Origin of the sequence: Bacillus cereus group sp. N12 (assembly GCF_016483575.1) — a bacterium.
GTDB lineage: Bacteria > Bacillota > Bacilli > Bacillales > Bacillaceae_G > Bacillus_A > Bacillus_A toyonensis.
Genome location: NZ_JAEHBO010000007.1, coordinates 54,882 through 68,230 on the forward strand (window position 1 = coordinate 54,882; position 13,349 = coordinate 68,230).

Consider the following 13,349-nt stretch of genomic DNA (forward strand, 5'->3'; position numbering starts at 1 on the left):
AGATAACCTATATAGAATATAAGTTATCAAGGAGGTAAGAAAAAAATGAACTTTATGAAAAGAGCAATTCTCAGTATGAAAAAAAGAGTAGGAACATCATTAATTTTGATGGCAGTCTTCCTAATTGTTACAAATTTAGTGTTGGCAGGATTTACAATCCAAAATGCATCAAAAAAAGCTGCGGATGCAGCAAGAAAAAAACTAGGTGCAGATGTTACTTTAAGTCTTGATTTTGACAAATTAGGTCAACAGGCTCAGGAAACTGGAGAGATGCCTAATCCACCGAAGCTCAACACGAAAGAAGCAGATCAATTAGCGAAGTCAAAGTATGTAAAAGACTATAATTACATAAGCAATACATTCGGAATCTCGGATGGACTTAAACTAGTAGGAGCTTCAGAAGGAGAAGAAGAAGGAAAGGGTAAAGCGGGAATGGCGGCTGTACGAGGCGGTTCAAGCTCCGGTACAGAAATAGATATGAATGCTTCCTTTATGATTGAGGGAGTTCGCAAGACTGCATTACAAGAAAGCTTTAAGAACGGAAAAAGTAAAATCATTGATGGGAAACCAATTACAGAACAGATGAAAGATCAGAATGTAGCTTTAATGGAAAAACGATTAGCGGAATTAAACAATTTGAAAGTAGGAGACAAAGTTAAAGTGCAATCAGGGGATAAGAAGGAAACCCTCGAGGTTGAAATTATCGGTATTTACGAAACGAATGAGCAAGCAATGGGTCAACAGGCCCCTCCTATAATGGATCCAGCTAATAAACTATATATGCCGCATTCAACTATGAAAAAATTTGAAGTAGATCAAGGTATAAGTAGCATTCAAGTCGTGTATTTCTTGAAAGACCCACAAAACATTGAAGCATTTAAAAAAGAAGCAAAAAAATCTAAGATTAATTTTAATTACTATAAATTAGATGCACATGATTCATTGTACAAACAAATGATTGGGCCTATCGAAAATATCTCATCTACTTCTCAAATGATTATTTATATTGTATCAATTGCAGGTGCGATTATATTAGGATTAATCATTATGTTATCGATTAAAGGACGTCGTAAAGAAATGGGGATTCTATTGTCCATTGGAGAAAAAAAGTGGAAGCTGATGGCGCAGTTCGTAGTAGAAGTAGTATGTATTGCTATTTTATCTTTTGGATTATCCATAACAACAGGAGCTAAAGTTTCTCAATATATAGGGGATAATTTACTTTCAAGTGAAGTTGCTACAGCAAGCGAAGAAACAAACAACCCGCAAAATGGGACTGTAATGATGTCTGGACCTGGTGGAACTGTACAAAATCAAAAAGAGGATCCGATTGATAAAATTGATGTAAGTATAACAGGAGAAGATGTAGGCAAAATGGGAGGGATAGGACTAGCTATTGCTATATTAGCAACGCTTCTTCCAGCATTATCAATTCTACGTTTAAATCCAAAACAAATTCTTTTAAAAGATGAATAAGGAGGATCGATATGGAAACGATTTTACAATTTAAAAATTTGGATTATTATTATGAAAGTAATGGGAAAAATGTAGCGATACTAGATAATGTTAATTTTTCTTTTCAAAAAGGGCATTTCTACACAATTTTAGGACCATCTGGATCTGGTAAAACCACAACTCTGAGCTTAGGTTGCGGACTGGATGTCCCTAAAAATGGTTATGTCCTGTATAATGGAAAAGATATTCGAAAAATTGGTTTGGATCGATACCGCAATCAACATGTATCTGTAATTTTCCAATCTTATAATTTGATTACCTATATGACTGCTCTTCAAAATGTCCTAACAGCAATGGAAATTACAGGTGTTAAAGTGCAAAATAAAACTGCAAGGGCATTAGAATTATTAGAAAAGGTAGGACTCACAGAAGTAGAAGCGAAACGTAACGTTCTGCAACTAAGTGGCGGGCAACAACAGCGTGTAGCAATTGCTCGAGCATTATCTTGTAATGTTGATTTACTGATTGCGGATGAGCCAACAGGAAACCTCGACGAAGAAACGGCAATGGATATAATAGAACTGTTTCAAGAACTTGCACATAAAGAAAATAAATGTATTATTGTTGTGACGCACTCACAGGAAGTTGCTAAAAAATCTGATCGTGCAGTTTATTTAAGTAAGAAGAAGTTAGTAGTAAATGAAATTTAAAATAAACACTCTAGGTTTTTAATTCACATAATATTAAAAAAATATTTCTTCAAATATTAATAATTGATATACAATAAAACCAAGCCATAATCAAAATGGTCTCCCTGTATTGAATGTTAAGATAGTTTGTTGTTCCTTTTTTAACAATATTAAAAAAAGAACTTGTAGAATATTCTACAGGTTCTTTTTGTTATGACCGGTTAACTATATCAATGAGGAATTATATATGAAAAACAGGACATTACCTAGATATATGATCTAAATACCGTCCTGTTTAATTGTTTATCTGTATAGTTATTGAAGAATTAAACCTACAATCATAATGAAACTAAATACTATCATCCAACCAAACGCACAATAGCCGAAAATTCTAATCCATTTAGGTAATTGATTCATGTTAACTTTATTTGTGGGAATTCCTTGCATAGAAAACATCATTTTTTGATCTCTATCCCTATTATTTTGTTGTTCATACATAATATCATCACCCTTCAAGAACAATTGTGTTTATAGTATATCAGTCTGGAGATAATTAAGCACAGAATATTCGACAACTATAGTGAATAAACGTGTATTCCAGTGCTGCATACTAAATTTCAAAAAACTAAAATTGGATTACTCAAAAGCTATATATAAAGTATTTGCTCATTTAAAACATAATCACCCTTTTAACAAGAGATGCTTATTATTTGGTATTGAATAATTTAAATACATTCAATGATACTTCTTAGCGTTTATATACGTAAATGTCTTTCAAACGATATGTACCGTAAAGTAGGAGCAGCTTACATTCATGACTATTATTATTTATTCGTTACTTTTAAAACATCTAACACTATTTTCGTTGCATCTGCAATAAGCTTATCATCGTACTTCGCATCCTCTTTCGCATGATTAGAAAGTATCGCAAGAATAATTGGCTTCTTATTTGGTGGCCAAATGATTGCGATATCATTCCTTGTTCCATAAGATCCAGAGCCAGTCTTATCGGCTACTTCCCATTCTCCTGGAACTCCAGCACGAATTAAGTTGTCCCCCGTAGTATTTCTTTTCATCAAATCTATTAAAAAGTTCCGATTCTCAATTGAAAGTATATCGCCTAGCGCATAAGCTTGAAGACTAGTAGCTAATGCCTTTGGGGTACTAGTGTCACGAGTGTCTCCTGGCTGCACTTCGTTTAATTCTGGTTCAAAACGTTCAGGATTTGTGACAGTATCTCCTATTTCTCTCAGTGATTTTTTGAATTCACTTGGCCCACCTAATTGCTTAAGAATAAGATTTTGTGCAGTATTATCGCTATATCGAATGGAAGCATCCGCAAGTTCTTTCAAAGTCATACCTGTATCTACATATTTTTCAGTAATTGGATTGTAATTCACAAGATCTTTGCTAGTATACTTAATTCTTTGTTCTAAATCTTCTATTGATTTCTTTTGTAACAGTGCTCCAACAGCAAGTGCTTTGTGGGTAGATGCGTATGCAAAACGTTCATCTGAACGATAAGTAACAGTTTGATTCGTACTTGTGTCCAATGCATAAATACCAAGTTTAGCATCATATTCTTTTTCAAGTTTAACAAAAGAATGATTACTTGTATTTTCTTGTTTTGTTTGTTTCGGAGGTTCGGATTGAATATTACTATTGGAACAGCCTATAAGCGTTACACATGAAAGTAATACTACAGGTAGCATCTTTTTATAATGCGAAATGTGAAAAAACTTCTTTGGAACGATCATACATTTTCAACCTCTTTCAAGAATTTATGGATTTTGTATTGGTATTTTACATACCAATACAATTAACAAATGTACAGGATAGGACTCATCTTGTATTTCTTGCATTACAAAAGGAGAGAACTACCAAGAACACCTTTTTATACGTAATAGACAATCTAAGTAACACATTTGTTCCATTTATGAGTACGGTTTTTAATATATCCATTAATTTTATTTATAAAAATCACAAAAACAACAAGCTTCATCACAATATCATTGGAAATATTATCTAAAGACGATGATTTTTCAAATGGCTTTTATCCTAGACGAATTAATGTCATGTTGTGGCTACGCAGATACATTCCTGACCATCTGCACGTTTGGAAGCCTGAAGACCACTTTATCTTTAGTAAACAATAAGATTTACAAAGTGAGAAACAATGAGAGGATTCCTTTTTTTCAACTAAAGGAGAGCTTTAGTTTATGGGACCTTCCTTAGTCTTTCTTTTTAGGGAATACCACATCACCATCAAGCTAAGGAAGGTTGTCTTTAAACCAGAAACTTATTCTATCCAAGGAAATATATTGCATTATATAATAAATACTATACCATTCTTACAAATAGCGGGAGAGACTCTATGAGAAAAGTAATAATTTATTTCGGAATCTTTTTTATGATTGTATTAAGCGGTTGTATCCGATTTGGAAAAGACACCACAAATACGATTTATCTCATTCCTGAAGCGTACGAAGGAGATTTAGTGGTACTATACAATGTACCTGGAGCGGAATTGTTGCCAGAAGAAGATAGTTTTCGTGTAGTTACATTCACCGCAGACGGAACCGCAGTAACATCTACAGCCGATATGAAATATGGTACGGTCAACGATACCTATTACACGGTAAACAAGGAAGGGAAGCGCACAAAACTTGACGAGAACTGCATACGCGCTGGTTCAAATGGAAGCGCTACTGAAAACGTTGGTGAAGAAAATGAGCACACTTTCCCATATGCAAAATTTGAAGTTACACAAAGTGCATGCTCACAAAGCTTTTCATCAAATGGAAGAGAAGTACCAGAAAATCAAGAACATCCTGTAGAAAATAAGCTGCGGGACTTACTGGCACGTGTAAAAGAGCAGTATATGAAAGTGAAAAGCTAGATTTTTAAATTTTAAAAAGGGTGAATTGATGAATGATGTTAGGGATAGGATTGATTGTGTTAGGCATTTTAATTGTTAGCATTGTATCTTACCGAGAAATAAAAAAAGCAGGGGGCGTAACCTGGATCGAAATTGTATTCTATCCCTTTGGATTATTAATAGGTGCGCTACTAGACCACTTTGATCTACCAGAGTTTTTAATCCTGTTAGGTTTACTATGTATTGTATTTGGTAGCTGTATGGTCATGGGCGTCAATATTCTATAAAATTGAGAGTTAAGCATCTGAATCAGATGCTTTTTTATTTTATTCTGTAATTCTTATTTTTAATGTCTTGTATGGTGAAGGCTAAGGCTAAGGCACATAAGGATAGCAGTGCAAGTATAAAGCTTAACCAGTTAAATGTACTGTCCATAATAAGTAGTGAGATGAAGATGCTAGAAAAATAAATTAACATCGCAATAAAAAGATATGTATCACGTTTTCAAGACTTTAAAGTTCCCATTCGTTTCGCCTCTACTATCTGACGCTATGTTATAAAAAAGAACCCGCACATCTGCAGATTTTCCTGATGATGATTTCAAAATATGTAACTCAGTCCTAACGATATGATATGTTGAGTTACTAAAAAATCAAATATAAAATTGTAAAAAACTTTTATAAATCTTAATACGTTAGAAATATAGGGACGAATCTTTACGAACTGTTTCCTATGAATACGATTCTATTAATCAATTAAAGAAAGAAACATTGGCAGATGGAACGATCAATGCGTATGGATATGATGGATTCGGAAACCGTACGTGTGATATTGTTGTAATTCTTCTGCAAATGGTAGTAGTTCATCTTGAATCGAGGGATTTATAAGAAAACGTCATCCTTTCTAATTTACCTTGCTTAGAAAAGATAACGCTTTTGAGGGTATTAAAACCTCTTGAGATGATGGAAATGTATCGTGACCCCCGTTTATGAAAAATAAAATTCTTTAAAAATGGAGAGCCGCGACCATAAACCTGCATTATTAATGTAGAATTGTGATGTCGGCTCTTTATTCACTAAAATGGCAAGTTAGTGAATAAATTGATCATATTTATTTAAAGTTTATTTTCGGGAGGAGGTTAAACAATGAGAGCACCATATCAAGTATTGATTTTTCCTTATATAAAAACTGACGATTCCATTCAATATGCCATTTTTAACCGAAGTGATTATGGTTATTGGCAAGGAATAGCTGGTGGTGGAGAAGATGGTGAGACTCCTATTGAATCAGCAAAACGGGAAGCGTTTGAAGAGGCTGGTATTATAAGAGAATGTCCATATATAACATTAGATTCTGTGTCTTCATTACCAGTAGAGGATGTAGTTGGAGGATTCCTTTGGGGAGAAGATGTTTATGTAATAAAAGAATTTTCTTTTGGAGTTAAAGTTCCTACAAAAAATATTTCATTATCTAAGGAACACTTCAATTATAAATGGTTATGCTTTGAGGAAGCAGTAACGCTTTTGAAATGGGATAGCAACAAAACAGCATTGTGGGAATTAAACAAAAGGCTATTAAAACAATTAAATTTTTAGCTAACAAAGACGTTAGTGGAACAAGAATTGAGCAATTTAAAAAAGCCTTGCCATACTTCAAATGCAGCAAGGCTTTTATTTTTCTTAGTGTGGGTTTTTTCTGATTTGCGGTCTGTGCCTCAACATCAATGGTAATAACTATAGGTTTTCTAAAACCAACTAGTGATCAAATCTATTTAAGGATTTTATATATATAATTGTTATGCTAACTCCAAAATCAAATTATAAAATGAACTATCCTAAACTTGAATCAATTTCATAATCTATTTCCACTACAATGATTTCATCATAAGTTTATACTTACTACAAAAACAAATAAACTCGTCCTACTAAGAGGGGAGTTTATTTGTTTTTTGTTTAGATAATGGAATGTTCATACAAAATTGCACACTATGTTCCATATTTTTTATAGAATACTTTATATCTAGCGTTTCAAGAATTTGTTTCACAATATACAGTCCTAAACCGCTTCCTCCAGTATTTCGATTCCTTGATTTTTCAATTCGATAAAACGGTTTGAAAATTTGTTGTATATCTTCTTCTTTAATATTGACACCTGTATTCATAATTTGTATTTTAATTTGACCTTGTTTAGGATCCTTACTTAACTGTATATAAACTTTTTCATTATGTGGTGAATACATAACCGCATTATGGATAATATTTTTACATGCTTTTTCTAAAAGAACATAATCTGTATAAACGGAAAGATCAGAATCAATTTCTTTTATTATTTGGATGTTTTTTTGTGAAGCGAAAAATTCGAGATCTTTTGTAATTGTATTTATTAACTTTGAAAGATTAACTTTTTCTACTTTTAGTTTAAAGGTGTGTTGTTCTAATTTCGATACGCTTAAAATTTCACGAACTAATTGTTCCATACTTTCAATAATTTGATGATTCTTCTTTAAATATTGATCGCGATTTTGATAAGGGCCAATATTGTATATCATTCCTTCTAAGTATCCTTTCATTACAGTAAGAGGGGACTTTAATTCATGTGCTACAATCGCAAAAAACTCTCTGCGTTTTGTTTCTATTTCTCTTTCTTTTTCAATATCATTTTTTAATTGTTCATTTGCTTTTTTTAAATCAAACATAGCTTGTTGCAAGTTAATAGACATGTCATTCAAACTATTAGATAATTCTCCTAACTCATCTGTAGAGCGAACCTCAATTTTTTCGGAGAAATCTAAATTTGCCATCTTTTGTGCACCTTCATTAATATAAATAAGTGGCTTTGTAATAAACCTGGAATAAAAATAAGCACTCCCTATACCAATAACGAGCACAATGATACTAATATAGGGGAGAAAGCGTACTAAAACCTGTGAAGCTTCATCAATCGGTTGAAATGTAGCAAACACTACAAGCGTTAAACTACCATCTTGAAATTGAATTGGTTTCGTAACGTTATATGAATTGCTAAGGGTACTTGCATTCTCGAATCGTGTTGCTTTAGTAACTACTGTTTTTTGCGTACCACTTTGAATAAAAGAAAATGAAGGAGAGTAAATCATTATTCCTTCTTTATTTTGAAGATAAAGCATCGCATTATTTTTTTGGGCGTATTCATCAAAAAGTGGTATCGCATCTTGAAACGTAAGATTTTTAGATTTATCAATGATTTCGTTTATCCCTGTTTGAAGTTGATCTGTTTTATATTGCTCATAAAACGTCGGAAGAAAGAAGTATAAAGTTAAATAAATCAATATTGCAAAGGATAATAAAATGAGAGATGTAGTCATAAAGAGTTTATAAGTAATTTGCTTCATTTTCATGAGTTTCACAATACTATTCATCAATTTTATATCCAATACCCTTTATTGTTTTAATATAAGGGATAGCTAATTTTTTGCGTAGGTTTTTAATATGTGTATCGATTATTCGTGTTTCTCCAAAATAATCGTAACCCCAAACCTTTTCTACGATATTTTCTCTTGTAAGTACTTTTCTCTCATTTTGAAATAGTAGTTGTAGAATTTCAAACTCTTTTGTCGTTAATATAATTTCAACGTCATTTACATATACTCTATATGCATCCACATCAATACGCACTTCTTTAAATATCAAATGATTATTTACATTTTTATCATAACTTCTTCTAAGTACAGCTTCGACTCGTCTAATCAAAACATGAAATGAAAAGGGCTTTGTTATATAATCATCGATCCCAAGGTCGAATCCTTTCATTTGATCTTCTTCTTCTTCTAACGCAGTTAGCATAATAATTGGTACGTTTGACTGACTTCGAATCATTTTAGAAACTTCAAACCCATTAAGATTGGGCATCATGACATCTAGAAGAACTAAATCAAATGATTGCTTATTAAATTGTGTCATACCCTCTAGTCCATCTGAAGCGACTACCACTGTATAATGCTGTGTCATTAAAAATTGTTTAATTAATTCCTGAATTTCTTGATCATCCTCTACCACGAGAATATGATAGTTTTTCATAATATCACCTCTGGTAGTCATTATAGCCGTACTATCTGGAGTTTATGTGGAGATACAATAGGAACTTCATAGGACGTTTAACGTATTAGCTTCATTTTCAAGAATGTGTATTCTCCAAAAAAATATTATTAGCCATATTCCGTTTTATGAAAAAATAATTGTATGCTTGAAAAAACTTATCGTATGAAAAGCTGAACGATTTATATTTCCAAAAAACTAATGTATAATATTGGGAATTACATGTGATTTCTTAAACTGTGTGAACATATACTTTCGCTACTTACTAGAAGGGGAAACGGAAATGAATTTCAATATAAAAAAAGCTAGCGAAATTATAGAGTGTACGTCACAAACTTTAGAGTTTTTTTGCTAATTTAGTAAACGCTTAAGGTGTGAACTAAGGATTATTTAAATCATGCGAGAAAGGTTGTGAAATTATTTGATGGGTTATAAAGCGATGCTGTTTGATTTAGATGATACATTACTTGATAGGGATACAGCAGTAGAGGCATTATTTTTAATTGTTTTAGAAAAGTGTTATGAAAATGTAGATGGTGCGGCTAAAAGCAACATGTTACAGAAATTCAAAGAATACGATAAAAGAGAATATGGCATAAGTAATAAAACGACGGTTTTAGAATCATTGTTTGATGAATTCACGCCGAGTTATAGATTGCCACGCAATTACATCCAAGATTTTTGGAATAATAATTTCCCTAGATGTTTTTCAATAGACCAAAATACTATTCATTTCTTAAATCAAATAAAGAAGCACTTTAAAGTTGGAATTATAACAAATGGCTCAACTCAGAGGCAAAAAGCTAAAATATTTAACACGAATTTAAATAGGTATTTTGAAACAATCATTATTTCTGAAGAAGTGGGATTTAGTAAACCTGATAAACGTATATTCGAACTAGCATTAAAAAAGCTAGATTTACAGCCGGAAAATACTTTATTTGTTGGGGATGACTTAGAAAAGGATATTGCTGGTCCTCAAAATGCAAATATAAAAGGTGTGTGGTTTAACCCTCAGAAAATCAAGAATACTACCAAAACACAACCATATGCCGAGATTAACACTTTGGATAGTTTGTTAAGTTATGTTACTCCACAATATTTGTATAACAAGTAAAAGCAATTTCATATATATATTCAAAAATATAAAAAAGAGAAACTATCCATTAATTTCATTGACCGTATTAGTAATAAAAAATAGAGGCGATTTTAATAGCTGCGGCTAATTTAATCTATGATTAATACGAAGTTTTGTAAAACAATTTTACTCATACTGTGTAAATTATAAAGGGGTGGGACTATGGAAATAAAAAAAGTAATAATCGATGGAATCAATATTGCGGTCATTAGAAACGATAAGGTATTAATATCGGATGTTCAGTCTGCATTAGATACTATGGCAACAGTTCAATATGAGGTAGATGCGAAACATATTATTATCCATAAATCTTTAATAAGTGAAGATTTCTTTGATCTAAAAACACGGCTTGCGGGCGATATCCTTCAAAAGTTTATAAACTACAAGGTAAAGATTGCTATTGTTGGAGATTTCTCTATGTATACTAGTAAAAGCTTAAAGGATTTTATTTATGAATGTAATAAAGGGAAAGATATTTTTTACTTAGCAACTGAACAACAAGCAATTGAAAAATTGAGTACATTGAAATAATCTAGTCAACCTGCATAATCATGTTCCACTAAAATACCCCTCTTTTTCACTTCGTTATTACTATATGTTATCTATATGATATATAAGAACTAACGTTTGTGATAAACTAAAAGATGGATAAAGGGGGCGTTTACTTGAACAACTTTAATGATATCATTCAAAATTTAAATAACATAGTATATAAACCTAATAACTTAATAATCACTAATCTAAAAGAAGAAAGACAAAACTCAGAGTATGCTGGGGGGTTATTTCACTTAAATGACAAAACGATACGTTTTAGAGTATCAAAAATTACTCCTAACAAAATTGGTCAATTTGTTTCTTTTTGGGAGAAAAATGAAAACATGCAAAATCAAGCGTTTTCTTATGACGCTGCTCCTGACTTATTAGTTATCACTTGTATTAACGATCATAAACTAGGACAATTTATTTTCCCAAAAGAGATTCTTCTTGAAGAAAAAATATTAAAAACTCAAAATCAAAAAGGAAAGATGGCTATGAGAGTTTATTCTATATGGGATAAACCTGTTAGTAATCAAGCTAAAAAGAGCCAAATGTGGCAACTTCAATATTTTATTGATTTAAGTAATATTAATAATGTATCCATAGACAAACTATTACATTTATATTCGTAACATCCCAGAGTAAATAAGAGGCATTTTAATGATGCCTCTTATTTTAATTCTTATATTAGGCAATCTTGTGAATTAGAATTTTTGTACCGGTACAGTTAAACGAAATGTACATTGTTACAGTACCTCATCACATATACAATCAGCATATATTATTTAAACTTATAACTTATTAAGGGGTGCTGAATATGACAAAGTTACAAGACCAACTCTTTACAAGATTAAACCTTGAAAAACGTACTGAAATAAAATTTGAAGAATTAAGTACAATACTCTTTGCATTTGCTCACACAATACCGTTTGAGAATTTAGATGTTATAGCAGGTAATATAAATGCAATTTCTATGAAAAACTTACAAGAGAAAATTTTAACTAGTTCCCGCGGTGGGCTTTGTTATGAATTAAATACTCTTTTTTATTATTTTTTAAAAGATAGTGGTTATGATGTACAACTCGCACTAGGTACTGTATATAAAAATGATATAAACGCTTGGGCACTTGAGGACGGACATATAACAATTATTTTAAATAAAGATAACGTACAGTATTTAATTGATGTAGGTATAGCTTCGTTAGTACCCCTCGTTCCTGTACCTTTTACTGGTGAGTCTGTTTCTTCAAAAAACGGTTCGTACCGGGTAAGACGAAAAGATACGAGTAAAGGCAATTATGTTCTAGAAAGAATAGATGTTGCTGGAGAATGGAAAGTTTGTCATGCTTTTTATACTCATATTATTGACGAGACAGTAGTAAACGATGTTCAAAGAAGAGTGGTAGAAGATGAAAAGTCTATTTTCAATAAAGGATCAATTGCAGTAAAGTTGACGAACGCTGGCCATATCTCTTTAACGAATTCTAATTTAACTAAAATGATGTATGGAGCAAAAACTAAGCGTGAAATTACAGAAGATCAATATAGAGAGCTTTTATATACTTTATTTACTATTGAGTTGTGATTGTACAAATAGCCTGTTCTTATTCGGAATCGGCTATTTGTATAATTTTTGGTTTAAAAGGTTTTCTTCTAATGTTTTTAATGTTTCTGCAGCCTCTTCATATGAATTAAAAACTGGTTCCTTTCCATCATCCTCTTGTAAAACCAGTTCTTCAAATAAAGATTTTTGTTCTTTTGAAACAGAATAATACTATTTAAAGTTTGATTTTCTAAATAGATATAATACACTAGAACAGTATAAAAAAGTATGTACAATGAATTTCGAATGTAAAGGAAGATTATTATGTCAGTTATCGATAAATTGAAACTTAATAAGTATACGAATATGGTTGTTATTAACGAACCAAGTGATTATGACATTTTCACAGGTAAAGAAACTGCATATTCAAAAGAACACGATGCTATTTTTATTTTTGTTGAAACGCTTGATGAAATGGTGAAACAAACGAATTTTATTATTAGTAATGAAGCATTATTACTTGAAAAAGGTTATATCTTTTTCGCATATCCGAAAAAAGGTAATGCTCGTTACAGTACGTTTATTCACCGCGATGAGATGTTTCCAGCATTAAGCGTTGGAGAAGATGGCTATGTAGGAGAAAGCGAAATTAAATTTGCTCGAATGGTAAGTATGGATGACGTCTTTACTGTTGTAGGCTTAAAGCGTGAAAAGAAAAAAGCGACGAAAACGCCTGCTATGAGTCAATGTGTTGCCGATTATGCAGGTCGAATTAAAGATGTTGAAGCTTTATTAGCTAATCATCCAAATGAACTTAAGTTTTATCAAAGTTTAACTCCTGGATATCAAAAAGATTGGGCACGTAATTTATTTTCAGTGAAACAAGAAAAAACACGTGAAAAACGCCTTGAGAAAATGATTGAAATCCTTTCACAAGGCTATAAAACAATTGAATTATTCCGTAAGCAGAAGAAATAACGATTAGGAAAGTCACAATGGTGAAATAATTAATTGCGATGAGTACATTGAAAAAAGG

At 31.8% G+C, this 13,349-nt stretch carries 14 protein-coding genes; 10 read left to right on the top strand and 4 right to left on the bottom strand.

The features are described from left to right. The first annotated feature begins 45 nt into the window (after positions 1-45). Positions 46-1,476: an ABC transporter permease gene (locus JDS92_RS05860; protein WP_199631643.1), complete on the top strand. Its 1,431-nt coding sequence runs from the start codon at positions 46-48 to the stop codon at positions 1,474-1,476. Positions 1,477-1,487: 11 nt separating this feature from the next. Further along, positions 1,488-2,165 carry an ABC transporter ATP-binding protein gene (locus JDS92_RS05865; RefSeq protein ID WP_000447845.1) on the top strand — a complete coding sequence of 226 codons (678 nt, stop codon included), beginning with the start codon at positions 1,488-1,490 and terminating at the stop codon, positions 2,163-2,165. A gap of 294 nt (positions 2,166-2,459) precedes the next feature. Here the strand turns inward: JDS92_RS05865 and JDS92_RS05870 are convergent, their stop codons facing one another. Then, positions 2,460-2,642, bottom strand: a complete 183-nt coding sequence (locus tag JDS92_RS05870) for a hypothetical protein (protein WP_000273228.1) — start codon at positions 2,640-2,642, stop codon at positions 2,460-2,462. A gap of 326 nt (positions 2,643-2,968) precedes the next feature. Further along, entirely contained in the window at positions 2,969-3,901 is a 933-nt protein-coding gene (gene bla / locus JDS92_RS05875) for a class A beta-lactamase (RefSeq protein WP_097958649.1), read from the bottom strand. Between the two features lie 617 nt (positions 3,902-4,518). Here bla and JDS92_RS05880 point away from each other — a divergent pair. The 3 genes from JDS92_RS05880 (at position 4,519) to JDS92_RS05895 (ending at position 6,617) form a co-directional block, all read left to right on the top strand. Further along, positions 4,519-5,043 (top strand): DUF6843 domain-containing protein, encoded by a 525-nt coding sequence (locus JDS92_RS05880; RefSeq protein ID WP_199631644.1) that lies wholly within the window; start codon positions 4,519-4,521, stop codon positions 5,041-5,043. 32 nt (positions 5,044-5,075) lie between these two features. Further along, positions 5,076-5,309, top strand: coding sequence for a hypothetical protein (locus JDS92_RS05885; protein ID WP_000979111.1), 234 nt, complete (start codon positions 5,076-5,078; stop codon positions 5,307-5,309). Between the two features lie 858 nt (positions 5,310-6,167). After that, positions 6,168-6,617 carry an NUDIX hydrolase gene (locus JDS92_RS05895; RefSeq protein WP_001202610.1) on the top strand — a complete coding sequence of 150 codons (450 nt, stop codon included), beginning with the start codon at positions 6,168-6,170 and terminating at the stop codon, positions 6,615-6,617. A gap of 329 nt (positions 6,618-6,946) precedes the next feature. On the opposite strand, the gene JDS92_RS05900 is transcribed toward JDS92_RS05895, so the two are convergent. Together JDS92_RS05900 and JDS92_RS05905 are read right to left on the bottom strand one after the other, a co-directional pair. After that, entirely contained in the window at positions 6,947-8,419 is a 1,473-nt protein-coding gene (locus tag JDS92_RS05900) for a sensor histidine kinase (RefSeq protein WP_199631645.1), read from the bottom strand. Then, the gene (locus tag JDS92_RS05905; protein WP_000800728.1) at positions 8,412-9,077 is read right to left on the bottom strand and encodes a response regulator transcription factor; all 666 of its coding nucleotides are present in this window, start codon (positions 9,075-9,077) and stop codon (positions 8,412-8,414) included. The genes JDS92_RS05900 and JDS92_RS05905 overlap by 8 nt, the downstream gene beginning before the upstream one ends. Positions 9,078-9,519: 442 nt before the next feature. On the opposite strand from JDS92_RS05905, the gene JDS92_RS05910 reads away from it, so the two are divergent. The 5 genes from JDS92_RS05910 (at position 9,520) to JDS92_RS05930 (ending at position 13,291) form a co-directional block, all read left to right on the top strand. Beyond that, positions 9,520-10,212, top strand: a complete 693-nt coding sequence (locus tag JDS92_RS05910; RefSeq protein WP_199631673.1) for an HAD family hydrolase — start codon at positions 9,520-9,522, stop codon at positions 10,210-10,212. Between the two features lie 183 nt (positions 10,213-10,395). Beyond that, on the top strand, positions 10,396-10,764 hold the full coding sequence (locus JDS92_RS05915; RefSeq protein ID WP_097958643.1) for a DUF4180 domain-containing protein: 369 nt from the start codon (positions 10,396-10,398) through the stop codon (positions 10,762-10,764). A 134-nt stretch (positions 10,765-10,898) separates the two neighbouring features. Next, positions 10,899-11,402, top strand: coding sequence for a MepB family protein (locus tag JDS92_RS05920; protein ID WP_242475985.1), 504 nt, complete (start codon positions 10,899-10,901; stop codon positions 11,400-11,402). Between the two features lie 185 nt (positions 11,403-11,587). Then, positions 11,588-12,355 carry an arylamine N-acetyltransferase family protein gene (locus JDS92_RS05925; protein WP_199631647.1) on the top strand — a complete coding sequence of 256 codons (768 nt, stop codon included), beginning with the start codon at positions 11,588-11,590 and terminating at the stop codon, positions 12,353-12,355. A 282-nt stretch (positions 12,356-12,637) separates the two neighbouring features. Continuing rightward, a complete protein-coding gene (locus JDS92_RS05930) occupies positions 12,638-13,291 on the top strand; it encodes a YdeI/OmpD-associated family protein (protein WP_000110851.1) in 654 nt (217 codons plus the stop codon). The last annotated feature ends 58 nt before the right edge of the window (positions 13,292-13,349 follow it).